Annotated in this window: 15 protein-coding genes; 3 read left to right on the top strand and 12 right to left on the bottom strand. The window is 62.3% G+C overall.

Annotation, left to right across the window (positions count from 1 at the left end; translation table 11 throughout):
* Window positions 1-607: 607 nt before the first annotated feature.
* The 12 genes from ARC39_RS05000 to ARC39_RS04945 all read right to left on the bottom strand — a co-directional run bounded on the left by ARC39_RS05000 (window position 608) and on the right by ARC39_RS04945 (window position 20,343).
* Complete coding sequence (locus tag ARC39_RS05000; RefSeq protein ID WP_068110946.1) at window positions 608-2,659, bottom strand: PTS sugar transporter subunit IIBC; 2,052 nt, start codon at window positions 2,657-2,659, stop codon at window positions 608-610.
* 15 nt (window positions 2,660-2,674) lie between these two features.
* Window positions 2,675-5,206 (bottom strand): phosphoenolpyruvate--protein phosphotransferase, encoded by a 2,532-nt coding sequence (gene ptsP, locus ARC39_RS04995; RefSeq protein ID WP_068110942.1) that lies wholly within the window; start codon window positions 5,204-5,206, stop codon window positions 2,675-2,677.
* 624 nt (window positions 5,207-5,830) lie between these two features.
* Window positions 5,831-6,748 (bottom strand): DUF2950 domain-containing protein, encoded by a 918-nt coding sequence (locus ARC39_RS04990; protein WP_149866313.1) that lies wholly within the window; start codon window positions 6,746-6,748, stop codon window positions 5,831-5,833.
* Between the two features lies 1 nt (window position 6,749).
* The gene (locus tag ARC39_RS04985; RefSeq protein ID WP_161470933.1) at window positions 6,750-8,285 is read right to left on the bottom strand and encodes a DUF3300 domain-containing protein; all 1,536 of its coding nucleotides are present in this window, start codon (window positions 8,283-8,285) and stop codon (window positions 6,750-6,752) included.
* Window positions 8,286-8,834: 549 nt separating this feature from the next.
* Complete coding sequence (locus ARC39_RS04980; RefSeq protein ID WP_068110933.1) at window positions 8,835-9,830, bottom strand: C45 family autoproteolytic acyltransferase/hydrolase; 996 nt, start codon at window positions 9,828-9,830, stop codon at window positions 8,835-8,837.
* Window positions 9,831-9,896: 66 nt separating this feature from the next.
* Window positions 9,897-11,348: a biotin carboxylase gene (locus ARC39_RS04975; RefSeq protein WP_068110930.1), complete on the bottom strand. Its 1,452-nt coding sequence runs from the start codon at window positions 11,346-11,348 to the stop codon at window positions 9,897-9,899.
* A 21-nt stretch (window positions 11,349-11,369) separates the two neighbouring features.
* Entirely contained in the window at window positions 11,370-14,114 is a 2,745-nt protein-coding gene (locus tag ARC39_RS04970; protein ID WP_068110926.1) for an aminotransferase class I/II-fold pyridoxal phosphate-dependent enzyme, read from the bottom strand.
* 54 nt (window positions 14,115-14,168) lie between these two features.
* On the bottom strand, window positions 14,169-15,137 hold the full coding sequence (locus tag ARC39_RS04965) for a carbon-nitrogen hydrolase family protein (RefSeq protein WP_068110923.1): 969 nt from the start codon (window positions 15,135-15,137) through the stop codon (window positions 14,169-14,171).
* An 88-nt stretch (window positions 15,138-15,225) separates the two neighbouring features.
* On the bottom strand, window positions 15,226-15,651 hold the full coding sequence (locus tag ARC39_RS04960; RefSeq protein WP_068110920.1) for a universal stress protein: 426 nt from the start codon (window positions 15,649-15,651) through the stop codon (window positions 15,226-15,228).
* Between the two features lie 13 nt (window positions 15,652-15,664).
* Complete coding sequence (locus ARC39_RS04955) at window positions 15,665-18,424, bottom strand: TRAP transporter permease (RefSeq protein WP_068110917.1); 2,760 nt, start codon at window positions 18,422-18,424, stop codon at window positions 15,665-15,667.
* A gap of 125 nt (window positions 18,425-18,549) precedes the next feature.
* On the bottom strand, window positions 18,550-19,512 hold the full coding sequence (locus tag ARC39_RS04950; protein WP_068110916.1) for a TAXI family TRAP transporter solute-binding subunit: 963 nt from the start codon (window positions 19,510-19,512) through the stop codon (window positions 18,550-18,552).
* Window positions 19,513-19,680: 168 nt separating this feature from the next.
* Window positions 19,681-20,343: a cupin domain-containing protein gene (locus tag ARC39_RS04945; RefSeq protein WP_368085967.1), complete on the bottom strand. Its 663-nt coding sequence runs from the start codon at window positions 20,341-20,343 to the stop codon at window positions 19,681-19,683.
* A 123-nt stretch (window positions 20,344-20,466) separates the two neighbouring features.
* On the opposite strand from ARC39_RS04945, the gene gabT reads away from it, so the two are divergent.
* The 3 genes from gabT (at window position 20,467) to ARC39_RS04930 (ending at window position 24,939) form a co-directional block, all read left to right on the top strand.
* Window positions 20,467-21,885: a 4-aminobutyrate--2-oxoglutarate transaminase gene (gabT, locus tag ARC39_RS04940; protein WP_078059080.1), complete on the top strand. Its 1,419-nt coding sequence runs from the start codon at window positions 20,467-20,469 to the stop codon at window positions 21,883-21,885.
* A gap of 115 nt (window positions 21,886-22,000) precedes the next feature.
* On the top strand, window positions 22,001-23,329 hold the full coding sequence (locus ARC39_RS04935) for an aspartate aminotransferase family protein (RefSeq protein WP_068110914.1): 1,329 nt from the start codon (window positions 22,001-22,003) through the stop codon (window positions 23,327-23,329).
* Complete coding sequence (locus ARC39_RS04930) at window positions 23,329-24,939, top strand: FMN-binding glutamate synthase family protein (RefSeq protein ID WP_068110909.1); 1,611 nt, start codon at window positions 23,329-23,331, stop codon at window positions 24,937-24,939. The genes ARC39_RS04935 and ARC39_RS04930 overlap by 1 nt, the downstream gene beginning before the upstream one ends.
* Window positions 24,940-24,950 lie beyond the last annotated feature (11 nt).

The raw sequence follows: 24,950 nt of genomic DNA, 5'->3' as shown, positions 1-24,950 counted from the left end.
CGTTGCGACTTCGGATGTTCACATGTGATCCGCTGTCGCTGGCCTCCTCTGAGTCAAACACGGTCATTCAGGCGGGCCGCCAAATCGGCCGGCTCAACGACGTGCGATCCTGGTGGCGGGTCCACGAAACAGTGAATAAGGCAGCAGACCGAGCGCGAACGCGATACCAAACGCCCTTCCCAAATAGAAAGCGCGCAGGATCCAGATCTGGCAGGCAACATCGAGCAGAAGCGCGACAAGAACCACACGTGCGGTTGCCTGCAGAGCTTGTTGCCAGGCGAAGCCTCCCTCTGACGAGCGCGTGAACAGCTTCAACCCGTATGGGCGGGCGCTCTTTCGGGCATCCCCAGTACCATCCCGCACGGTAATCCCCGTTGCGACCGATTGCCGAGTGACAAGACGAAATGCGATCGGCCGGTCGGGTGGGTCTGGGATACTCGCCAACGCGCGCAAGAAGGTGTGGCCAAATCGTTGGGGCCTTGCTCGTCCTGTCATCTGCGATTTCCGACGCCGACGGGATGCTCGGGTGTAAATTTGCCGATTGCGGCGCCGTCCGTCTCCGCCACCACGATACACCGCATGCGGATGAGGCCAGTGCAGTGCGAAACTAGGCTGCCATCGCGCCCTTCAATTCCCCTGCAAACTGCTCGGCATTGAGGCCGACGAGCAGATGCAGGATTCCATCGCCGAGTTGCTGAACGCCACCGACGCCGGCCATTGCCAAACCGCCCGTGTCGAGTTGCGCCGGGTCGCGCAGCGAAACACGCAGTCGTGTTTCCGCGCAGGCTTCGACGAGTTGCACATTGCTGGCACCTCCGAGTGCGGCCAGTATCGTACGTGCCTTCTCTGCGGCGTGCGGATCCGCGACACGGGGCTTGGCGGCGTCCGGTTTGTACACGACCCTCGGCGCGGCGGCTCCCGCAGGCAATTCCGCCTCGTCGCCGGCGGTCTTTAGATACTCGCGCATGTCGGTCATCAGGTTTTCGGATTGGGGGCCAAAAATCGCCTGGAGGTTGTTCCCAACCTGCACGACACCTGCAGCACCAAGGGCCTTTAGCTTGTCCTGATCCGCCTTGGTGACGTCCGCGACCTCGATCCGCAGCCGCGTGATGCAGGCGTCGAGCCCTTTGATGTTCGACCGCCCGCCGAAGGCCAGCACCAGTTCCCTGGCCATCTGGTCGGCCGCCCCCGCCCGCGCCTGGAGAGTATCGACCTCCTGCTCCTCCCGACCCGGTGTCTTCAGATCGAGGCGGACGATCAGGAAGCGGAACGTGACGTAGTAAATCGCCGCGAATATCGGCCCGATGATGAAGACCATCCAGGGTCGGACATTGTTCACCCAGAACAGCGCGAAATCGATGAAGCCGTGCGAGAAGGAGTAGCCCAGTCGCGCCCCGGACAGATAGGTCACGAGAAACGCCAGCCCCGCCAGGACGGCATGGACCGCGTATAGCACCGGCGCGACGAAGAGGAAGGCGAACTCGAGCGGTTCGGTGATGCCGGTCAGGAAAGAGGTCAGTGCGGCCGAGACCATGATCCCCGACACGCGCGCCCGGTTCTCTGGCTTCGCGGTGTGGATGATAGCGAATGCCGCCGCCGGCAATCCGAACATCTTGAAGATGAAGCCGCCGCCGAGAATGGCCGCGTCGCTGTCGCCGGCAAAGAAGCGGCTGATCACACCATGTACCGTCGTGCCGTCCGGCGTGGTATAGGAGCCGACCTCGAAGAAGAACGGCACGTTCCAGATATGATGCAGGCCGAATGGTAGAAGCGACCGCTCCACGAGGCCGTAGATCGTGACCGCGAAGGCCGGGTTCCCATAGGCGGCCCAGTCGCCGAAATCCCGGATCGCTGCGCCGATCGGTGGCCAGATCAGGGCTAGAACGGCCGCCAGCCCGATGGCGGCGAAAGACGTGATGATGGGTACAAATCGCTTTCCTGCGAAGAAACCGAGGTAGGGCGGCAACTTCATCCGGAAGAAGCGGTTGAACAGCGCGGCGGCGATCAACCCGATCAGGATGCCGCCGAAGACGCCGGTATCGATCGATTCCATACCGAAGATCTGCTTTATCTCCGCGCGGCTCTGCGACGCCGGAAACGGCTGCAGGGCGCCATCACCGCTGTCGAATTGCGCCACACCATCCTGCAAGACAAAAGGAACCGAGATGCCGCCACAAGTGGCGGTTTCCCCCGCGATGTCATCTATTCGGAACTTTTCCAGAGTCCGTCCGTCCGCATCGAGGCAGGTGAAACGTTGCCGTCCGCTGTCGAACTCGATGTAGGCGGTCTGGTCGCCGAAAGTGACTGGTTCGACCGGCGAGAACCATTTGATCGTCAGCAGGCCCATCACGCCCAGCGCGGCGATCAGCACGAAATAGCCAACCGTCGCCGACAGGGCGGCCACACCGTCGTTGTCGGTGAAACCCAGAACCACCCCGATGGCGAAGATGAGCGGCAGGATGGTGAAGACGGCACCGCCCGAAGCGGCCATGATCCGACCGATCTCGATCAGCCACGGTGCGAGGTTTTCTGCGCCGGCGATGGACGAGCCGACGCCGAGCAGAATGCCGGCAACCGGGAGCACGGAGACCGGCAGCATAAGTGCCTTCCCGACCTTCTGAAGGGTGCCGAAGCTGCGGTCGATCAACTTGGAAGCCATGTCTCTGCTCCTGGATCAGTAGTCGAGGGGAACGAGCGCACGGTTTTCCGCGGCGCTGTCACTCTGAAGGGCGCGTTCCGCCAGGGAACGGCACTCTGCCAGCGAGTACTGTCGTACCGCCGCCTTGATGGACGGCAGAGCCGGCACGCTCACCGACAATTCGTCAACGCCGAGCCCGACGAGGATTGGCACCGCCTGCAGATCGCTTGCGATGCCGCCGCAGACACCGACCCAGCGGCCGTGCGCGTGGGCGCCTTCAACCGTGTGCGCGATGAGTTTCAGAACCGCCGGGTTCATTGCATCGGCCCTTGGCGCAAGTTTCGGATGACCGCGATCCATCGCCAGCGTGTACTGGGTCAGGTCGTTGGTCCCGACCGAAAAGAAGTCCGCCTCCCTGGCGAACTGCTCGGCCATGACCGCCGCCGAGGGAACTTCGACCATAATACCGACCTGGATCGGTTCGGCGCGACCGACGGCTTCCCTTTCCTCCTCGACCACGCCCCGGAGCGCGCGGAACTCGTCCAGCGACGAGACCATCGGAAACATCATGCCCAGCCGCTGGTTGCCGGAAACCCTTAGGATCGCGCGAATCTGCGTGCGCAGGATCTCGGGCCGGTCTATGGCCAGTCGGACGCCACGCACCCCGAGGAACGGGTTTTCCTCGCGCGGGAGCGGCAGATAGGGCAACGGCTTGTCGCCGCCCACGTCGAGCGTCCGGATGACGAGCGGCGCCTGTTCCAGGGCGTCCGAAACGTCCTGATAGATCGCCGTCTGGTCGTCTTCGGTCGGCGCGGTTGCGCTTTCGAGGAACAGGAATTCCGACCGTAGAAGCCCGACACCTTCGGCGCCCAGGCCAAGGGCCTCTTCGGCATCGGCCACACCGCCGATGTTTGCGACGACTTCCACCCGGTGCCCGTCCGAGGTTTCCGCCGGGTGTCGTGCCGCCGCGATATCGGCTTTGCGTTTTGCTTCGGCCCGGGTCTTGGCGGTACGGATGCGTTCGACTTCCGCCTCATCGGGATTGAGCCTCAGCTGGCCGCGCGCGCCATCTACCACCACGGTCGTTCCGGGCGGCACTTCCAGTGCCCGGGGCTCGATGCCCGCCACGGCCGGCAAATCGAGCGCGCGGGCCAGGATCGCGACATGCGAGGTCGCACCGCCGCCCAGCGTGCAGAACCCGAGAACCCGCTCGCGGTCGAGGCTTGCCGTATCCGAAGGGGTCAGATCCTCCGCAATCAGGATCGTTCCCTCCGGAAGATCGGGCTGATCCAGTGGGCGCCCGGTGAGAATACTCAGCACCCTGCGGCCAACGTCGCGCAAATCGCTCGCGCGGGCCGCAAGTAGCTCGTTGGGGAGCGCTTCCAGTTGCAGGGCCTGCGATGTATAGGCCTGCTGCCAAGCATATTCGGCCCCCTTGCCTTTCGCGATAGCGCTGGCCGCAACGTCGATAAGGTCAGGATCGTCGAGCAACTCCTGATGGGCGGCGAAGATCGCGGCCTTGGCCGGGTCGGCCTGGGCGTGAAGTTCGGCCTGCAATGCCTCCAGTTGCACCATCGCCGCGTCAATCGCATCGTCCAGCCTTCGCCGTTCGGTATTCGGAGCGCCGCCGGTCTCCGGCACGTCGATTTCGTCCCGGCGCAACTGGAAGACCTGCCCGACCGCGAGACCGGGAGAAGCGGAAACGCCAAGGATGAGGTTCGGATCGTCGGTTCGCGGGCGCGGCACCGGCGCCGCAACTCGGCGGATCTCGGTCGTTGCCGGAGCGGGTGCAGGGGGCGTACCCTCATCGCCCAGCCCGGCGGCTATCTGCGGGGCCAGCGCGTTCACTGCATCGGCCGCGTCGGGGCCTTCGGCGACAAGAACCACTTTCGCGCCCTGTTCAAGGTTCAGCCGCATGACCGAGACCACGCTCTTTGCGTTGGCCTGATCGTCCCCGCGCCGCAGTGTCACCCGCGACTCGAACTTCTTGGCCATATTGGCCAGAACCGCGGCAGGCCGGGCGTGCAATCCCGAGGTGTTCGGGATGACAATCGCATCAGAAACGACGACGTCGCCCGATGTGTCCTTCTGCTCGTCTTCCGCCCCTGCACTCAGTTCCAGCGACAGCAGAACGTCCTTGCCGCCGGTCACATGCCCCTTGGCGGGACTCATGCCGGCAATCCTCTCGGGGTTGGTCACGATCACCTGGGTCAGCAGGCTTTTAGCGTTGAGCGCGACGAAATCGGCGTCGAAAGCGATCAGCGGCTCGCCCGCAACGACGCTCTGGCCTTCCTTGACCTTGGGGGCGAATCCCTCGCCCTTCAGCATAACGGTGTCGAGCCCGATGTGCAGCATCACCTCCACACCGTCGGGCGTTGTCAGAGTCACGGCATGGCCGGCACTGTGCAGTTGCGAGACCGTTCCCGGACAGGGCGCGGCGAGCACCTCGCTCAACGGGTCAATCGAGACGCCGTCGCCAACCATCTTTCCCGCGAATACCGGATCGGGTACTTGCTCAAGCGGAACGATCACACCATCCAGTGGCGCCAACAGCTCGATCCCTGACACGTCACACCCTCCCCCGTTTGACGCAATCGGCCAATGCCGCGGCTTGCCAATGCCAAGTGCGACCGTCGTAGGCCTCCATACAACGCTACCGCAATTTCAGCGACTTGCCACCAACAACCTCCTCGGGGGTTCTTTGCCGACGCCTGTTGTCAACGGCTGGTCCACGTCCAGCCGGATCGGCTTGTGCCGAGGGATGCACCGACGAGTGGCGGAGTTCAGGGGCAATAAGAAGACCGACGGGTGGAAAGCCCCTGCTGGTCGGACAACCCACCCCTCCCCTACTCTAGCATTTCAGCCCATCTTCGCCCGCTCTGCGTCGCCCGGAGTTGCCCCCCTTCGGCACCGGTGCGCCTCGGGGTGTCGCCCTGCATGCCACTCCAGGTATGTCTGAACAACGCGCAGTCAGGTGCCGCGCAATCTGAGAATAGAACGATCAATCACGGACCGCTCGGCAAGCTGCGGCGCAAACCAACGCCCAAGATACGGTTTAAGGGAACCTTCCTGTCCGCAACTCTCTCGATCAAGCACATGGTCGATTTCCGGGACGACAACGCGCTGCGAGGGGACAGGCGACCCGGCTCTTTGACCGGGGCGGCGCGGCGCACCATCAAACTCGACTTCCGGTTACTCGTCGTCCACCTGCACCCAATCTTCGGTCGGATCGAAAAGATCTATTGCGGCGGCGTGTTCCAACGTCTCCTCGCCCAGATCGGCTTGGTAGACTATCCCCGCCTCACTCACCTGAAAACTCATGATTCCAGTGTCGCCGTAGACCGCTGGATAGGCAACAAGCGCGTGTCCGGCGACCATGTTGCCCGCGACCATGTAACTGTAGGCGCTTCCCGGAGCGTTGCTTCCCTGCCCTTGCAGGATGCGGAAGTAATACCCTTCGAACGGCTCCGGCGCGCGGTCTTCGCCGTCGAGGCTGTATCCGGTGAAACTGGAGCGGGCGAGCGTTTCGTCGAATGGACTTGGCTCGCCATCCGGTTCGTCGGGCCAATAGAGCCCGTCTCGCGTTCCGGGGCTGGACAGGATCGAGGCCGCGAACTCCAGCACCCCGTCTGCGTCGTGGTCCGTCCGCCGATACTCCGCCTGGATTTCAGGCGCCCGGCGCAATATGTCGATTGCGGCCAGTTCGTTGCGACCGATACGCCGCATCTGGACCTCTTCCCGCGCGCCATCGGCATCGAAGCTCCACGTACCATCGGCGAGTACCAGCGGCGCCGGAAACGGCCAGAAATCGCGACCGGCGTAAAGCGTGGCGCGGTCATCATCGACCAACTCGATGCGGTGGACGGTCCGAACATCGCGCAGGAAATCGCCCCAGATCTGACGGTCCTCCTCCGCATCGCCGCTGGAGACGATATCCGCGTTCTCAGGACCGAAGATCTGCAGCAACTCGGCCTCGTCACTTGTTTCGAGCGCAGTGACCAAAGCCGAGACCGCGGATTCGGGCGTTGCGAATTGCGCCGGTTCCGCATTGGCCAAACCGGTAGGCACAACGATCAGCACCAGCGTGGATATGTCGAAAAGCCTTATCATCTCAGCGCCTCCCGCCACCGCCACGTCCGCCGCCGCCTCGCGGGCGTCCTCCCGCACTTGCCCTGCCTCGATTGGCCGCCGCGGCCGCGCGATTGCCGCCCGACGGCCTGTTGAAGGTGTTCGACCGACTTGGCGCCCGTGCCGCCGGGGCGCGATGTGTGCTCGGTTTTGCAATGGGAGCGGACCGCGCAGACGCTGCGGGCTGAGACACTGCGCGCGATCTTGCCGCGGATGGCCGGGCGGTTTCGAGGCGAGACGCCGGCAGGTTTGCAGGTTTCATGCCACTCGTCTTCCTGGTCTCGATCTTCTTCCGCGCGACCTCCCGGCTCGCGTCGGTCGAGATTGGCACGCGATTTGCCGGCGACGTCCCGATGTTTGGCCGGTCGCCGGCATTGTCCCTGATGGTTTCAAGATCACCCCGATCGACCTGCGGTCGGTCGCTGTCTCCGATGCTCACGCGGTCCCCGTCGCCAATTCTGGGCCGCTCACCGTCGCCAACCCGGGGTCGGTCGCCGTCGCCGATGTTGATGTCACCGCGGTCGATGTTGATGTCACCGCGGTCGATTGTGATATCACCCCGATCCCAGTCGATCTCGTCATCGATGTCCCATCCATCCCAGTCATCGTCGTCGAAGATTTCATCTAGAATAATGGCGGCTCCCAGGAAGATGCCTCCGCCGATGATCACGTTGTCCCAGTCGTCGTCATCGTGGATGTAGTCATAGTGGTATATCGGTGGGCCGACGACAGGCGTCGTGTAGACGACCTGACTATCGTAGACCGGGACATAGACGATGCCGGGCGTGGCTGGGTTGATCACGATTGTGTCGCCGTCCTGCGCAACCTCCTGGGCCTCATTGTCGACGAGATACCCATTCTCGATCGCCTTAGCCCGCAACCGCTGGATCGAAGCGAGAACGTCGTCGGTCTGCGCGACCACGGCTTCCCCCGCCTGTTCGGTCCAGTCGACATGTTCGCTCATCCGGATCACGAGGTCCGGGAAGCCAGCGGCGAGTTCGCGGACACTATCGTCCCAGGGTTGGTCGACGGCTTGAGCCGCGCGCTCCTGGTCTGACAGGGCTTCCGCCTCCTCCACAAAACGTGCAGCCTTCACAACGTCGAGCGGAAAGGTCGTCGCCACCAGTGTCGGTGTCAGGACCTGATCGGGAAAGAGCGCAACCGGTCCGAACAATGCGTCGAGTTCTGACGGCTCCAGAAGCCCCTCGACCGCGACGGCCGCCTCGACATTGGCCGCCATCTCAGCAGTCTGTTCTGCTGTCATCACTTGCCCGCTCACATCAACGCAGGGGATATCGAGCGAATTTCCCACCGAGATGCTCTCGATATTGCCGCCCAGTGCATCCCAATTCGCGTCAGCCAGGAACCCGAATAGCTGTGGGTCGCCGTAGGCTCGTTCTGCAATTCGGCTGAGCGTATCGCCGCTTTCGACGACGTATGGAACGCCGCACGGAATGGTGCCATCGCCAACCAGCATCTGCGCAATGGCCGGCGACTGAACTGCCCCCGCAAGGGTCATCGCAACCAATCCCCGTATTGCGAAACGGCGGGTCGACAGACCCGAATGACCTTCAAGCAATGCGAAAATGAACATCCTTCTAGGCCCCCCTTGTACCGATAGCGCAAGGGCTGAAACCGACACGCTCCGGTACTGTACATCTTTAGTGGATATCATTGCTCAGAAGTACTTTTTTCCTTCGCTAGGTCGTTCAGGGAACCCAGATCTCAGGATTTCCTACGGTACACAGAATGCTTGGAGACGCGGTTTCTCTGAACATGCGCTGCGACAACGCATTCATCGAATTCGGGTGGCGACGTCGTCCTGAACGCGTGCCGTTGCGCCCAACGGAGGCATACGAAGGCGCTGTCTGTCTATTGCGGCGAGGCTCTGCACGAAGTGCTGACCTCAATGGGCGTGCCCGTGGCCGTTCTGTCGCCGGATGTCATGGATACCGGGGTACCTTGGACTGCCTACCACGCGCCGAGCGCCATGCCGTATTCCACGATGCGTGCCGCCTCTAACGTCGCACTCAAAGCTGCTCTGACGTGACCTCGGCGGTTGCTTCCCTCAAGGCGTGACTCTCGACACGGGCGCTCCCGGATAAGAGATCGAAACCGCTGCATCGTCAAAGCTCTCGAAGCCGAACTTCCAGGTATAGTGCGGCCAAAGCAACTTCATCGTGCCTTGCCTTGGCCAATATGCCGCCGTGTACAGGGTACCAAAACCTGAGCCAAAGGCAGTCGAGTAAAGCGGCGGTTGCAAGAAATTATGCAAGAAGCGCGCCTCCGTCTCAGGGTGAAGCGACAGGCGTTGCAACAGGTATCGCTCGCGCTCCACCGTAGCGGTCAGTCGCGCATGGCTGGCCCACTCGACGCGTTCCTGGTGGTTTGTCGCGACCGGGACATTGGTCAGAAGCGTCGGTCTGTCGGGCGCAAGGTAGGCCGTCAGGAACCGGCGTTCGGCGTCGAGAACCGTGACGTTGTAGCTCATGTGGCAGGGCACACGTTGGAGAATTTCGCCTGCCTCTTTGGCGGTCGCGCAGGTTTGCAGGACGTATCGAAGGATCAGCGGCACACCGAACCCCTCGCCGACTGCACGGCGGCCACCAAAAGTCAGCGAGAGGGCGAGGCCTTGATCGTTCATCCCGTCGACCAAACCGAAGAGGCCATCGGACGTGCCGATCACGCCGCGACCCTGCCAAGCCGTTTTCATCAGAATGGCATCGAAGGCGCTCGGATCGTAATCGTAATTTCGCACCAGCAAGGGCTGGTCGCCGGGCCAGATCGCCTGGCTGCATCCGGCGAGATAGCGCGGCGGGCAGAAAAAGCTCAGGAATCGCGCTTCAGCATCTCCGCCACCCGCCAGTTCGCAAAGTTCTTCATAGATATCAATGATCTCCGGCATCCAACGCTTGATCGCATTGTGACATTCCCGGTAGGTCGGCCGGGCGGTTAGCCCCTCTCGCGACCACCAGGCCCGGTAGGCCGGCCAGTATTCGGCAAAGAGCCCCGACCACTTCTGGCCGGGGTCATCTTCCTCGAAGGCGCGAAATTGAACCGTCATGGCCCCACCTGACCGGAAACGCGGCGGAGCGCAAGGCAAAGCCATCCGCCGCGGCAGCGGCTCTTGCTACATGATCTTGTAGGCCGGATCTTCGAATGCCTCCGGTGACGGGAGCGGGCGCGCGGCGAAGGCGTTCTTGATCCCGGCGATCCAATTCTTCGACTTCTCGGTGAGCTTGAAGCCGGGCGTCATCGAACGACCACGCGTGACCAGAATGCCCAGATCCGCCCCTTCGTACCGGTAGTCACCGGGCTGGAGGATGCGCAGGAAGAAGGCCTCATCCTCGGTCTCGACGGCCCGCCGGTGGTAATCGAACCGGTCGAATACGACCTGGCCATCAGGGAGCATTCGATAGATCCCGGATTGCGGTGCCTGAGTGACGATGTCGACGCTGTCTTCGGTGTGCTTGATCACCATCTGGCTCCAACTGTCGATCATGTCGGGGTCGGCCCAGCGGGCGTTCAACTCCTCAACATCGAACTTGAAGGGCTTCTTGGAAAACTCCAGCAGGTGGAAGAGGAAGAGCGGCGCGTCGGCATGGGCGAAGGCCGCGTGGTTGGTCATCGAGCTTGCGCCAGTGATGCGCGGATTGAGCTCTCCCAGCCAGATGTCGCCGGTCTTCTTGTCGATCAGGAAGTCCAGTTCGAAATAGCCGCGGTAGCCTTCCTTTCGGAGTTGTTCACCGAACTGGAAGGTCAGCTCGCGCGCCTTCTGCCGGGTTTTCGGCGGGAAGGCGGTGGAGAAGATCTCGTTGCCGCACCAACCGCCCCGATAGGGCGTCAGTTCCTTGAAGCCGACGAGCTCGGTCATCAACGGTCCAACGATGGTGCCCTGCGAGGTCGCGCAGGCCTCGATCGCCGATCCGCGGCAGTCGATCCGTTTCATGACCTTGATCTCGCCCTCGCCGACGATCTCGTGTTCGTGCTTGCGGAAATCAGCCTCCGACTTGATGAAGAACGTGGTGTGGCCGGAATCTCCGAACGCGGACTGCAGCACGAGGTCGTTGCCCAAGTCCGCCTTCTCACAGAGTTTCTTCAGCTGGTCGTAGCTCTCGACCTTGGACAGCGTGTTGGGAACAGAGGGCACCTTGGCCTTGTTGCCGACGCGGACCGTCTCGATCTTGTTGTCCATGGCCGTGCGCAGCTTGGCCTTGGGGAACCACACTTCGCCGCCGAGTTCCTTGACGAGCTTCTCGGTCGTCTCGTCGAACATCAGGAAGGCAAACTTCGGTTCGCCACCGCGCGCCTTCACGTAGTCAATCACCTCCTTGTGCTGGAGAAGGTAGTTGTTGATGTCCTCGATCGACTGGAACTCGTCATGCGGCAACTCTGACGGAACGAAAACGTTCGGGTGCCGCCCGTCAAAACAGTCCATGTAGCATATGTATTTGAAGTTCTTCACCCATTCGTCGAGACCGAGCAGGTTGAAGTTTGTTGCGGAGACGAAATAAATCGGGTCGGAATTCGTATGGAAATGCCGACGGATCTCCGAGATGTTTTTCAGTGTCTTCTTGGGCATGGTCCTTGCTCCCTGTCGAGGCTATTTCTTCAACGACGCGAGCGCGTCTGCGGTGAAGACGCGCAGCCCGAGATCGGCCCGGAAGCCGTGGATTTCGGAAACGTCGAGTGCGCGCATGAACGAGAGGATCTCCGGACTGATCACCTGCCCCGGAACGAGAATGGGGAAGCCGGGCGGGTATGGAATTACGAAACTTGCCGAGACCAGTTCCTCGCCCGCCTCGAGACGCTCCATGAGTCGGTCATCAATCGGAAGGTAGTCGCAGTTCTCCTCGGTATAGGCGAGGAAGAAGGCGCTGCGGATATCGCCCTCGGGCGTATCACCGTCGGACCGGAACGCCTCGTGGAACCGGCTGAAATCCGGTAGCGGCGGCACATGCTCAACCAGCCCCGCGACGCGGTTCTCAAAAGAGCGCCGCTCCATCTTCGATGCGTCATCGAGAAGGTCATCGAGTTCGTTGGCAATCTCCACCAGGACCTCGATCAGGTAGGCAACCGAAGATCTGGTCGTGCCGATATTGGTCATGAATAGGACCGTGTTTCGGGAGGTCTTGTTGATCTGGATCCCGTATTTGTCCATCAGGATCTTGGTCTTGAATGTGTCGCCATCCCAACCGGTTCCTCCAACCGCGAGCGTGACGCGGGTTGGATCGAGCACGAATTCGTCCGTGTGCCAGGTCTCCCAAGTATCCGTCCAGCCAAGCTTGGCATCGTAGTAGACTTCGACACCGCTTTCCCGGAATTGCTCGGGGATCATGTCTCCGACCGACAGAAGCGTGAAATACTTCTGCAGCATCGGGTGGGTCGCCACCGCACGTCGGATGGCCATCGCGCTCTCTACCTGGCGCTGAACAAGCTCAAACCCCTCCAGTTCGACCTGTCGCCGACCGACGTCGAGCGAGGCGATGATCTGGTAGTTCGGAGAGGTCGAGGTGTGGGTCATGTAGGCTTCGTGGAAGCCTGCTTCGATCTCGCCTTTGAAGTCCTGGTCGTTCACATGGATCATCGACCCTTGCCGCAATGACGTCAGAGTCTTGTGCGTCGATTGGGTCGCGTAAACCCGCACACGAGCATCTGGCGGGGGCACCAACCGGGTATTGAGCATGGTTTCCTGGTCGGCGTCCTTCAGCGCTTCTTGCTGATCGCTCCATGCCTTGGCAGCTTCCGGCGTGCGAAGGGTCTCTCGCAAGGTGTTCGCGACGCCCATCGCCGTTCGCTGCCGGTAGATTGGCGCGAAATGTGCGAAGCCGAACCACGCCTCATCCCACAAGAAGATGAGGTCCCTCTTGATCGCCAGGCATTCTTCCATGACGCGCTGAACATTGTAGACCAGCCCGTCGAAGGTACAGTTGGTGAGCAGCACCATACGCACCTTGTCGAGCTTCCCCTCGGCCTTGAGCTTGAGCAGGTTGTGCTTGATCTCGTGCATCGGCACCGCGCCGTACATCGAGTACTCGTGCAGCGGATAGCTGTCCATGTAGACCACGCGGGCGCCCGAGAGCACCATGCCGTAGTGATGCGACTTGTGGCAATCCCGGTCGACCAGAACGATATCACCCGGCTTCACAAGGGCTTGCACGACGATCTTGTTGCAGGTTGACGTTCCGTTGGTGGCGAAGAACGTCTGTTTTGCACCAAAAGCGCGGGCCGCCATGTCCTGCGCTTCCTTGATCGGCCCCTTGGGCTCCAGCAGGCTGTCTAGCCCGCCCGAGGTGGCCGATGTCTCGGCGAGGAAGATGTTCGGGCCGTAGAAGGCACCCATGTCCTGAATCCAGTGCGACCGGGTGATCGACTTGCCGCGGCTGATCGGCATGGCGTGGAAAACGCCCGTTGGCTGCTTGGAATACTCCTTCAATGCCGTGAAGAACGGGGTCTTGTAGCGTCGATTCACGCCCCGAAGGATATTGAGGTGGAGCTCGAGGAAATCCTCCTGGTTGTAGAAGACACGGCGGCAACGGCCGAGGTCGAGCCCGGCGATGTCTTCTGCTGACCGATCCGTCACCAGATAGGCGTCAAGCTCCGGACGGATCGTCGCGATTAGCCGACACGCTTCCGGGCCGTATTCATAGGGCTGCAGGGAGTCGACTTCCTCGTCCTCGCTCAGATGCGAAAGGTATCGGTTGAGAATCGGCAGTTCGTTCTTGGACTTGAGGCTCAACCCGGGGCGAACCACGACCGCCTGGACGTTGTGGTTAAACAGGATTCCGAGCAGCGCGTCTTCCAGTGACGGGACCACCACAGGCTCGTAGATGAATGGGTCCTCGGCACGGCGCATGCGCTGCAGGCTCATACGCAGAAACCGCTCCTGCTGTTCGGGTACGTCGTCGACGATAAGGACCTCGAAATACGGTCGGCCGAGGGCGCGGGCCTCGGGGGCAAGCGAAGCCTCGTCCTCATAGTCCTCGCTGTCGATTTCGGAGGAGTTCAGGGGTATGGTGCGCCGCCGGTACGCGCCCGAGGCCAGCGCCCGCGCAATCCGGCGAACTGCCAACGAGAGGTCCGACGTGTTTTCCTGCGCGAGCAGGCGCCTCAGGTGTTCGAAGGCGGATGCGCCGGGAAACGCCCAGTACGTCTCGATCGGAGCGAGGGCCTGCAGTAGCTCATCTGCATTGGACAAGAGCTTCTTTCCTTGCCGTCCTGATACGCCGGAACGGTTCAGACCCTCACAAACTTCCCGCAGCGCACTCCACCTGTCGGCACGAAGCTGCGTCGCACTGTAATAGTCCCGGATCGAGGGAAGCTTCTGCTCCCCTGACTGCATGTTCATTTTGCCCCTCCTCCCTGATGCGCCGCGGCGCTCTCCTCCCCCGCGGCGCGCTCCTCAGTCCGACCCCGTCTTTCCGTGGAAGACGGAGAAGTTCATCGGCGATTTGTCCGGCTCCTCGTGATAACCGAGCGCGGTCCTTGGATCCGTCGCCCGCAATCCTGCCGCCGAGCCCTGGCGCGGGGTTTCCAGCGGTCCCAGCGTATTGAGATAAGCGTCGGCACCGCTCGCCCGGTCGTAGATGGTGAAGTCTGCATCACGATCGCGGAAACTCTTCAGGACCTGGCCGAGACCTTTGATCCCTGTCTCCCGTTGTCGCCGCACCTGATCAAGGTCGACCTCGATGGGGAACATGTCCTCCTGCCCGGCAGACTGATGCAGCACCGTCGCCGCCGGATCCACCACCAGCGAGCGCCCCACGCCGCCGGCCGCCAACCCGTTGACATCGAAAACATAGCACTGGAACTGCGCCGCCGTCGCGCGTGCGATGGCAAGTTCAGCGTCGCGGTCGGTGGTTCCAGTGAGCACGGGGTGGAGCAAAACCTCGACCCCCTGGCTGGTCAGCTGACGCGTGGTTTCCGGGAACCAGATGTCGTAGCAGATCGACAACCCGAAACGGCCCACATCCGGCACATCGAACACGCAGAATTCGGTCCCGGCGGTAATGCCGGTCTCGTACGGCCTGAATGGAAACATCTTGGAGTACTTCGCAACGATCTCGCCCTCGGGATTGATCACGACGGAGGTGTTGTAGATCCGGCCGTCCTCGCGTTTCTCGAACATCGACCCCGGGATCAGCCATATGCCGTAGCGGCGCGCGTCCTGCTGGAAGATCTCCAACGCCTCGTTGGGAAACGGTTGGGCGTAGCGATCGAGTGGACCGTAGGGCGCAAGCTCCGAAAACAGAACCATCTGGGTCCAGGGAAAGCGCGCCATCAGAACCTCGATCCGGTGGCGCATCGCCTCGACGTTTGAATGAAGCGCCGCGACATGCATCTGCACACCGGCAATGGCGAAAGGAGTCATAAGTATCGTTTCTCCAGTTGGATAGTTGTCTCCCCCCAGTTTTCTCCGGCAGGATTGGCGTCAGTCCGGCAGACCGGGCCAACCAGCATCAACGCACGACCAACACAGGGATTGGCGAGTGGTGGACTACCTTGTCGGCATAGGAGCCCACGAGGAATGACCGTAAGTCGTTCGGCTCATGCGAGGCCATCACGATCAGATCGGCATTCAGGTGTTTGGCGGCGGTGAGCAGGTGCTCCGGAACATGGCCATGTTCGACATGCACCTCGGCTCTGGCGCCTGCCGGGACGTGCTCGTCCTTGAAGGTCTCGAGGTTCTCCATCATCTGGCGCAGCGCCTTCTCTTCGAAGTCCTTTGGAAGGAAAGACGCGACCATCGCGGCGCCGAGGTCGTGGACGATCCCGAGAAGGTGCAGCGTTCCGGTTGCCCCGCAGAGCTTCAGCGCCATCGGCAGAGCCTTCTCCCAGGACTCGGGATGGTTCAGGTCGATCGGAAGAAGAACATTGTCAAACATCACGGGTCTCCCTTCAGGCGCTTGCCAGCTGCGGGGTCGCCCGCCGCCTCTGCAACAACACGACGCCTGCCAGCAAGAGCAGCGCAGGCAGGTACATCAGATATTTCGGGGGCTGGCTCGACGGCGCAAGCACCTCGACAATCTCCTGGTCCCAGTCGAGACCCGCCTTCTGCGCCGGGCTGTCGAAGGCGACATTGTCGATGATTACCTTTCCGTCCCGCTCGACCGCCTCGATGCCGGATGTGAAGAGCCTGTCGGCCCCGGATTCTCCCTCCGGAACAGGCACCAGGGCAGTGAACGTGACGGGATCACCAACGGCGTTCAACCCGCTCACGGTCAGCCGCAGATCCTGGCCCGGATCTGTATCCGCCATCGCCTGTTCAAGTTCGGCAGGGGGCCGGTTGTCGTAGGGCGGCACCACCATGTCCATCCAGAATCCCGGGCGGAACAGGGTGAAGGCGATGAGCAGCAAAGCGATTGTTTCATATGCCCGGTTGCGGGTCAGGAACCAGCCCTGTGTCGCCGCCGCAAAGAGCAGCATCGCCACAGTCGCGACAATGAAGACGAATATCCCCTGCGCCCAGTTCACGTCGATCAGAAGCAATTCGGTGTTGAAGATGAAGAGGAAAGGCAGTGCCGCCGTGCGCAGGGAGTAGAAGAAAGCCACCACCCCGGTACGGATTGGATCTCCACCCGAAACGGCTGCCGCCGCGAAGGAAGCGAGCCCCACGGGGGGCGTCACATCCGCCATGATGCCGAAGTAGAACACGAAGAGGTGGACGGCGATCAACGGCACGATCAGCCCGTTTTGCTGGCCCAGCGTGACGATGACCGGCGCAAGCAGCGCCGACACCACGATGTAGTTGGCTGTCGTCGGAAGACCCATGCCGAGGATCAGCGATAGCACGGCCGTAAGCAGCAATATCGCCATGATATTCCCGCGCGAAAGCACCTCGACCACATCGGCCAATGCCGATCCGACACCTGTCTGGCTGACGGCACCGACAATGATACCCGCGGTGGCCGTGGCGATACCGATGCCGATCATATTGCGCGCACCGGCCTCCAGCCCCTCGATGAGTTCGCGGATACCGTGGCTCACGGCGCCCCCGAAGTTGCCCTCGCCGCGGAAGATCGCTTCCAGCGGGCGTTGGGTGATCAGGATGAAGATCATGAAGGACGCAGCCCAGAAGGCCGAGAGACCGGGGCTCAGGCGGTCCACCATCAGTGCCCATACCAGGACCACGACAGGCAGCAAGAAGTGCAGACCCGCGCGGATCGTGGGACCTGGCAACGGCAGCGCAGTCACCGGCGCGTTGGGATCGTCCATGTGCAGCCGCTCCTCGCGGCAGGCGACAAAGAGAAGCGCCACGTAGACGGCGGTCAACATCCCGAAGATCACGTAGCCAGCCGCTGCACCGAAGACGGGCCGGATCCAGCCCATGCCGAAATAGACCGCGAAGGAGAGCGCGCAGATCACCGCGATGGTGAAGGCAAGCGAGATCAGCCATGCGACGAGGGGTTTGGGCTCATAGGCCCGCGGCAGCCCCTCCATCTTGGCCTTCATGGCCTCGAGGTGAACGATGTAGACCAGCGCAATGTAGGAAATGACGGCCGGCACGAAGGCGTGCTTGACCACGTCGAAATAGGGGATGCCCACGTATTCGACCATCAGGAAGGCCGCGGCGCCCATCACCGGCGGCATGATCTGGCCATTGACCGAGGAGGCCACTTCGACCGCGCCGGCCTTCTCGGCCGAGAAGCCGACCTTCTTCATCAGTGGGATGGTGAATGTGCCGGTGGTTACCACGTTGGCAATTGAGGAGCCGGAGATCAGGCCGGTCATCGCCGAGGAGACGACAGCGGCCTTGGCGGGCCCCCCGCGCATATGGCCCATGAGTGAGAAAGCGACCTGGATGAAGTAGTTGCCGGCACCTGCCTTGTCGAGCAGCGAGCCGAAGAGCACGAAAAGAAAGACGAAGGAGGTCGAGACGCCGAGCGCGATGCCAAACACGCCTTCGGTGGTGATCCATTGGTGGTTCACGACCTCGGAAAGGTTGTTGCCCTTGTGCGCGATAATGCTCGGCATGTGCGGGCCGAGGAAGGTGTACACGAGAAAGACCGTCGCGACGATCATCAGCGCAGGACCGAGGGCCCGGCGGGTGGCCTCGAGCAAGATGAGCAAGCCCGCGACAGCGACCACGAAGTCGACGAGGATCGGCGCGCCGACACGCTGCGCGATGGCGTCATAAGCGAAATAGAGGTAGAGCGAGGATGCCGCGCCAACAATGGCCAGCGCCCATTCCCAAGGTGGCACCCGATCCTTGGGAGACCCCAGGAGGATCGCCGCTATCACGGCGACGCCAATGATCGGGATCCACCAGATCGGTGTTCCCTCCTTGGCGCCAAACATGAACAGGACTGTCAACAGCGCCGGCACGCCCACCGCGAGTGCGAGTTGCACATTGGTGCGGGCCGCTGGGTAAGCGGCATAGGCGAGGAACAGTGCGAATGCGAGGTGGATCGAGCGCGCCTCGGTGTCGTTGAAGACACCGAACCCGACCATGAACGGGATTGGGCTTGCGATCCAGAGCTGGAACAGCGACCAGACGATGGCCGTAATCATGATCAGCCGCGCGACCGCGGCAGACGGGGACCGCCCGCCCGTGTCGGCGGAGGCTACCAGTTCGTCGAGTTCGTTCTGGCTCAGCCCCGCATGGCCCGCTGCCGCCTGTTCGACGGCCGCGGCCTCGAATTGCTTGTCGTCGCTCATGCGCTTGCCCCCATATGCCCGAATCCCGGCGAAACTTGTCGCCGCACGGGATCCGCTGTTCCGTGAAATCCGGCGGCCCGGGCATCGCGTGACGGGCCGCCCGTTGTCATGTCATTGGGCCAGTGTCACTGGATCCAGCCGCGTTCGCGGTAGTATTGCTCGGCTCCGGGATGCAGCGGCGCGCTGAGACCGGCGGAGATCATGTCGGCCTCAGCGAGGTCTGCGAACGCCGGGTGTAGGCCCTTGAAACGATCGAAATTGTCGAAGACGGCCTTGACCACCGTGTAGACGACATCGTCCGGAACGTCCGCCGAGGTCACGAAAGTGGCCTTGACGCCAAAGGTATCCACGTCGTTGTCCGTGCCCTTGTACATTCCGCCGGGGATCACGGCCTTGGCATAATAGGGGTTTTCGTCGACGAGTTTGTCAATCGCCTCGCCCGTCACCGGAAGGATGACGGCATCGACAGTCGACGTAGCTTCCTGGATCGAGCCATTGGGATGGCCCACGGTATAGATGATCGCGTCGACCTTGTTGTCGCCAAGTGCCGCGGATTGCTCGGCCGGCTTCAGTTCCGAAGCAAGGGAGAAGTCTGCATCGGACTTGCCCAAGGCGCTCAGCACCACGTCCATCGTCGCACGCTGACCGGAGCCAGGGTTGCCGACATTCACGCGCTTGCCAAAGAGATCTTCGAAATTCGCCGCGCCGCTGTCCTTGCGTGCGACGACAGTGAAGGGCTCGCCATGCACCGAGAACACGGCGCGAAGCTTGTCGAACTGCTTGCCCTCGAATTCAGATGTGCCGTTGAACGCGTGGAATTGCCAGTCGGACTGCGCCACGCCCATATCCATGTCACCGGCCGAGATGGCATTGATATTGGCGATGGAACCGCCGGTCGAAGGCGCGGTGCATTTGAGGTTGTGCTCGGCGGTGCCGCGGTTCACCAGGCGGCAGATCGACTGGCCGACGACGAAATACACGCCCGTTTGCCCGCCAGTGCCGATCGTGATGAACCGCTCCTGTGCCGCGACGCTCGTCGCTGTGACCGCGAGGGCCGCAGTTGCGACAAGTGCATTAAGTTTCTTCATTGCTTTCTCCCTGATACAGAACTTTTCTGTCACAAATGATAATCGGCGCTTTCACGCTCTCAGTAAGCGTCAAGGCTAACACCTTGATCCCGTATCGCAACATTTATCCCGCAAGCGACAAAACCACGCCAATTTGCGACACCGTTCCGATCGCTACCCAACCGGGGTCTAAAAGCTCGGCGGCGTACATGCGCTGACGATCACGCAAGGTCCATCGAAAACATTGCGAAACCTGTGCGGAATCCGACTGTCGAACAGATATCCGTCGCCAGGATTTAGCACACGGATTTCGTCGCCAACGGTTACTTCAATAATTCCTTCCACCACGATTCCGGCCTCCTCAGCCTCGTGGGTAATCAGTTCCGGGCCGGTATCGGACCCCGGCGGATAGGTCTCGTGCAGGACCTGCAGTGCATGCCGAGACGCATCGCCGAGTTGCCGGAGCGAGACTCGCAACGCGTCGCCTCCAAGGCCGATTTCCTGCGGCGAGAGTTCGACAAACTCATCCTTGGTAAAAAAATACTTGGGCGCCGGCGTGTCCTCCACCTCTGAAAAGAACTCCGACAGGGTCATGGGGATTGCATCCAGAAGCCGCTTTAACGAGGCAACCGACGGGCTCGACTTGTTTTGTTCGATCAGCGAGATCGCCCCATTGGTGAGGCCCGCCCGAGCGGCAAGGTCTCTTTGCGACAGCCCCCGCTCCTCTCGCATCTCCTTCAGGCGGCCGCCAATGTCCACGCGCCCCACACTCCATTCATCAACAGATTGAAAAATTAAGCGCAACGGAGAGGCAACCGTCAAGACATTTTTTCTAGAGGCCATCTCAGCCATAATCCGCTCAGTTTCTTCGCAATGCAGGCGATGAAGCCCAAAGTTCGAACGAAATCGGATTGACAATAATATTAACCCCGACTTAAAAATACTGATCGTCCTGCAAGAGAAGGAAGCACGAGCATGACTGCCTCCAAGCAATCCGGGAAGACCCGCGCCAAGGCTCGGACCGCCCGTCCGGCAACGGGCCGCAAGAACGCGTCGAAACAGGCGGCCGCCGTTTCCGCCGATAAACGCACCAACGCCGATCTCTTGAAACGCCGCGACGCGGCGGTTGCCCGCGGCGTCGCCTCGGCCGCCCCAGTCTTTGCCGACAGGGCCGAAAATGCCGAACTCTGGGATGTCGAGGGCAAGCGATATATCGACTTTGCCGGCGGCATCGCGGTGTTGAACACCGGTCACCGGCATCCCAAGATCGTCGATGCGGCCAAGGCGCAGGAGGACCGGTTTACGCACACCTCCTTCCAGGTCGTTCCGTATGAGCCCTATGTTGCGCTTTCCGAGAAGCTGAATGCCTTGGCCCCGGGCGACTTCGCCAAGAAGTCCCTGCTGGTAACGACCGGCGCGGAGGCGGTTGAAAACGCAGTGAAGATCGCCCGCGCTGCCACCGGGCGGCCCGGAATCATCGCCTTCTCGGCTGGCTACCATGGCCGGACGCTTCTCACGCTCGGCCTGACCGGCAAGGTGAACCCATACAAGAAGGATGTCGGCCCCTTCCCCGCCGATATCTATCGTGTTCCTTTCCCGAGCACGCGGGAGCAGGTCACTGTCGAGGACTCGATCCGAGCCCTGGAGATGCTCTTCAAGACCGACGCACAGCCCGACCGGGTTGCCGCAATCATCCTTGAGCCGGTTCTCGGCGAAGGCGGCTACCATCCGGTGCCGGTTGAGCTCTGGCAGGCGCTGCGGGCCATCTGCGACCGCCACGGCATTCTGCTGATCTCCGACGAGATCCAGGCCGGATTCGGCCGTACCGGCACCTGGTTCGCGATCGAGCATTCCGGTGTCGCGCCGGATCTCATTACCGTGGCCAAGAGCCTGGCCGGCGGCTATCCGATTGCCGGCGTCATTGGCCGGGCCGAGGTCATGGACGCACTTGAGCCGGGTGGACTCGGCGGCACCTATGGCGGCAACCCGGTGGCCTGTGCCGCCGCGCTTGCTGCAATCGAAGCCATCGAGACGGAGGGCCTCCTGGCGCGGTCCACCGCTCTCGGCGAGTCCCTGCGCGCCCGTTTCTCCGAGATCGGTGCCCGCGTGGCCCCTTACCGTATGTGGGATATCCGCGGGATCGGAGCGATGCTCGCGGTGGAGTTCGTGACGGATTTCGAGACCGCCACGCCCGATGCGGCCTTCACCAAGTCCGTGATCTCGCGTGCCCTCGACCGGGGCCTGATCCTGCTTTCCTGCGGGATGGACGGCAATGCGGTGCGGATCATGGTGCCGCTGACGGCTTCGGACGCGATCATCGAGGAAGGCATGACAATCTTCGAAGCCGCACTGGCCGATGCCATCGCCGGAGAGATCAGCCACGCGGCCGAGTAGGACTCCGTCGTCGACCCGGCGTGGAGAAGCTCCGCGCCGGGTTTTGTAGAAAGCCTCGTGAGTGGTATTCAGAAACGGCGTGTCATCGCGCCGGCTACACTGAGGAGGGTGCCCGTTGTCACATATTTTTCCCCGCCACACGCGCCAGTTGCCGCCGCTCGCCGTTGGCGGCGAGGGGTGTTACCTTATCGACTCGTCGGGCAAGCGATACCTGGACGCCTCTGGCGGCGCGGCCGTCTCTTGCCTTGGCCACGGAGATCCCGAGATCATCGGCGCGATCAAGGAACAGCTCGACGCGCTGGCTTTCGCGCATACCGGGTTCTTCACCTCCCAGCCCGCCGAGGAACTCGCCGACCTGCTGGTCGCCAATGCGCCCTCCGGGCTCGACCGCGTCTATCTCGTGTCGGGCGGCTCGGAAGCGACCGAGGCGGCGATCAAACTCGCCCGGCAATACTGGGTCGAAATGGGTGAGCCGCAGCGCGGCAAACTGATCGCCCGCAAGCAGAGCTATCACGGCAACACGATCGGTGCCCTGAGCGCAGGCGGCAACGAGTGGCGCCGTGCGCAGTTCGGACCGCTGCTCCTGGACATGAGCCATATCGACCCGTGCTATGAATACCGGCTGCGCCTCGATGGCGAAAGCCTCGAGGACTATGGCCGTCGCGCCGCCGACGCGCTGGAGGCGGAGATCCTACGCCTCGGACCGGAAAACGTCATGGGGTTCATGGCCGAGCCGGTTGTCGGCGCCACCGCGGGGGCGCTCACCCCTGCCCCCGGCTATTTCAAGCGCATCCGCGAGATCTGCGACCAGTACGGCATCCTGCTGATCCTCGACGAGGTGATGTGCGGCATGGGCCGCACCGGCACGCTCTTCGCCTGTGAGCAGGACGGAGTTTCGCCGGACATCGCCTGTATCGCCAAGGGGCTCGGCGCGGGCTACCAGCCGATTGGCGCCATGCTCTGCACCGCGGAGATCTATGACGCACTGGAGAACGGCTCCGGCTTCTTCCAGCACGGCCACACCTATATGGGCCACCCGACAGCTGCCGCTGCCGGGCGCGCGGTGATCGGCGCGATCCTCGGGCGGGAGTTGCTGCCGCGGATCACGGCACAGGGCGACAAGCTCGCCGAGCGCCTCGCCGAGCGCTTCGGCCAGCATCCGCATGTCGGAGATCTGCGCGGCCGCGGACTCTTCCGTGGCATCGAACTGGTGCAGGACCGGGAGACCAAGCAGCCCTTCGACCCGAAAAAGGGCGTGGCCGGCAAGATCAAGAAGGCGGCCTTCGAGGCTGGACTCATTTGCTACCCGATGTCCGGGACAATCGATGGACGTCAGGGCGACCACGTGCTGCTGGCGCCACCCTTCATCATCGAGGACACCCAACTCGACGAACTGGTCGACAAGCTCGAGCCGGCGATCGAGGCAGCCACCCGGGCCGCGTGATGCAGCGGTTCGGGCCATATGCCATCGCGGTTCTACTCGCGCTCGCATCGCTGGTGGGATTGGCCTTTAGCCTCTGGTTTGCCTTGCCGCTCCTGTTCTTCGGTGCGCTGGCGGCGCTCGGCACGCATGACGTCTTGCAAACGCGCCATGCGATCCTGCGCAACTATCCGTTAATGGGGCATTTGCGGTTCGTCTTCGAGGGCTTCCGGCCGGAGATCCGTCAGTATCTCATCGAGAGCGACGCCGACGAGGAACCGTTCTCCCGAGAGCAGCGCTCATTGATCTATCAACGGGCCAAGGGTGTCGAGGACAAACGCCCCTTCGGTACGCGCCGCCGGGTCTATGACTCCGGCTTTGAATGGCTGACACACTCGGCCGTGCCGACAAAAGTAGAAAACTCGGATTTCCGCGTCACCGTCGGCGGGCCGGATTGCAAACAGCCTTATGACGCTTCGATTTTCAACATCTCGGCGATGAGTTTCGGTGCGCTTTCGTCCAACGCCATCCTGGCGCTGAACACCGGCGCCAAGAAGGGCGGCTTTGCGCAGGACACCGGCGAGGGTGGCATCAGCCGCTATCACATCGAAGGTGGTGGAGACCTGATCTACGAGATCGGCTCCGGCTACTACGGCTGCCGGACCTCGGAGGGGCGCTTCGATCCGGTGCGATACCGCGACCAGGCCGCCAAGCCGCAGGTCAAGATGATCGAGTTGAAGCTCAGCCAGGGCGCCAAGCCAGGGCATGGCGGCATGTTGCCCGCAGCCAAGATCACGCCCGAGATCGCCGAGGCGCGCGGCGTGCCGATGGGGGTCGATTGCATATCGCCGGCGGCACATCCGGAGTTTTCCACGCCAATCGAGATGATGGAATTCATCGGCCAGCTACGCGAATTGTCGAATGGCAAGCCGGTGGGCTTCAAGCTGTGCATCGGTCACCGGCGCGAGTTCATGTGCATGGTTCGGGCAATGATCGAAACCGGCATCGTGCCGGACTATATCGTGATCGACGGCAAGGAGGGCGGCACCGGCGCCGCGCCTGTCGAATTCGCGGACCACCTGGGAATGCCACTGGTCGAGGGGCTGACATTCGCCCACAACACGCTGCGCGGCGCGGGCCTCAGGAACAAGCTGCGGCTTGGAGCCTCGGGCAAGCTCGTTACGTCATTCCAGATCCTGAAGGCGATGGCGCTCGGCGCCGACTGGGCAAACTCGGCGCGTGGCTTCATGATGGCCGTGGGCTGCATCCAGGGCCAGGCCTGCCACACCAACCATTGTCCGGTCGGCGTGGCAACGCAGGACCCGCTGCGTGCCCGCGCGCTCGATGTTCCCACCAAGTCGGAAAGGGTGGTTCGCTTCCACGCCAACACGTTGCACGCCATTGCCGAGATGACCGGGGCCGCCGGGCTCGACCATCCCACGCAGTTCCTGCCGAACCACCTGCTGATGCGAGAGCGGGACCGTGACATGGTCACGGGCGACGAGATCTACCCATACCTGCCCGAGGGATTCCTGCTCAACGACGCCGAGACCCACCCGGCTGAACAGGGCTACCGGCAAAGATGGGAACGCTCGAAACCCGACAGTTTCCGTCCATTCGACCTCTCTTACTGAAACCGCCCCGG

Source organism: Tropicimonas marinistellae, from assembly GCF_001509585.1.
Classification (GTDB): Bacteria; Pseudomonadota; Alphaproteobacteria; order Rhodobacterales; family Rhodobacteraceae; genus Tropicimonas; species Tropicimonas marinistellae.
This window is presented reverse-complemented; position numbering and strand designations above follow the sequence as displayed.

Excerpts from the sequence above, each read along its gene's own strand:
- ARC39_RS04955 (WP_068110917.1), bottom strand. The coding sequence starts at position 18,424 with ATGAGCGACGACAAGCAATTCGAGGCCGCGGCCGTCGAACAGGCGGCA.
- ARC39_RS05000 (WP_068110946.1), bottom strand. The coding sequence starts at position 2,659 with ATGGCTTCCAAGTTGATCGACCGCAGCTTCGGCACCCTTCAGAAGGTC.
- ARC39_RS04975 (WP_068110930.1), bottom strand. The coding sequence starts at position 11,348 with ATGCCCAAGAAGACACTGAAAAACATCTCGGAGATCCGTCGGCATTTC.
- ARC39_RS04945 (WP_368085967.1), bottom strand. The coding sequence starts at position 20,343 with ATGGCTGAGATGGCCTCTAGAAAAAATGTCTTGACGGTTGCCTCTCCG.
- ARC39_RS04985 (WP_161470933.1), bottom strand. The coding sequence starts at position 8,285 with ATGACCCTTGCGGGGGCAGTTCAGTCGCCGGCCATTGCGCAGATGCTG.
- ARC39_RS04980 (WP_068110933.1), bottom strand. The coding sequence starts at position 9,830 with ATGACGGTTCAATTTCGCGCCTTCGAGGAAGATGACCCCGGCCAGAAG.
- ARC39_RS04960 (WP_068110920.1), bottom strand. The coding sequence starts at position 15,651 with ATGTTTGACAATGTTCTTCTTCCGATCGACCTGAACCATCCCGAGTCC.
- ARC39_RS04950 (WP_068110916.1), bottom strand. The coding sequence starts at position 19,512 with ATGAAGAAACTTAATGCACTTGTCGCAACTGCGGCCCTCGCGGTCACA.
- ARC39_RS04930 (WP_068110909.1), top strand. The coding sequence starts at position 23,329 with ATGCAGCGGTTCGGGCCATATGCCATCGCGGTTCTACTCGCGCTCGCA.
- ARC39_RS04970 (WP_068110926.1), bottom strand. The coding sequence starts at position 14,114 with ATGAACATGCAGTCAGGGGAGCAGAAGCTTCCCTCGATCCGGGACTAT.
- ARC39_RS04965 (WP_068110923.1), bottom strand. The coding sequence starts at position 15,137 with ATGACTCCTTTCGCCATTGCCGGTGTGCAGATGCATGTCGCGGCGCTT.
- gabT (WP_078059080.1), top strand. The coding sequence starts at position 20,467 with ATGACTGCCTCCAAGCAATCCGGGAAGACCCGCGCCAAGGCTCGGACC.
- ARC39_RS04990 (WP_149866313.1), bottom strand. The coding sequence starts at position 6,748 with ATGATAAGGCTTTTCGACATATCCACGCTGGTGCTGATCGTTGTGCCT.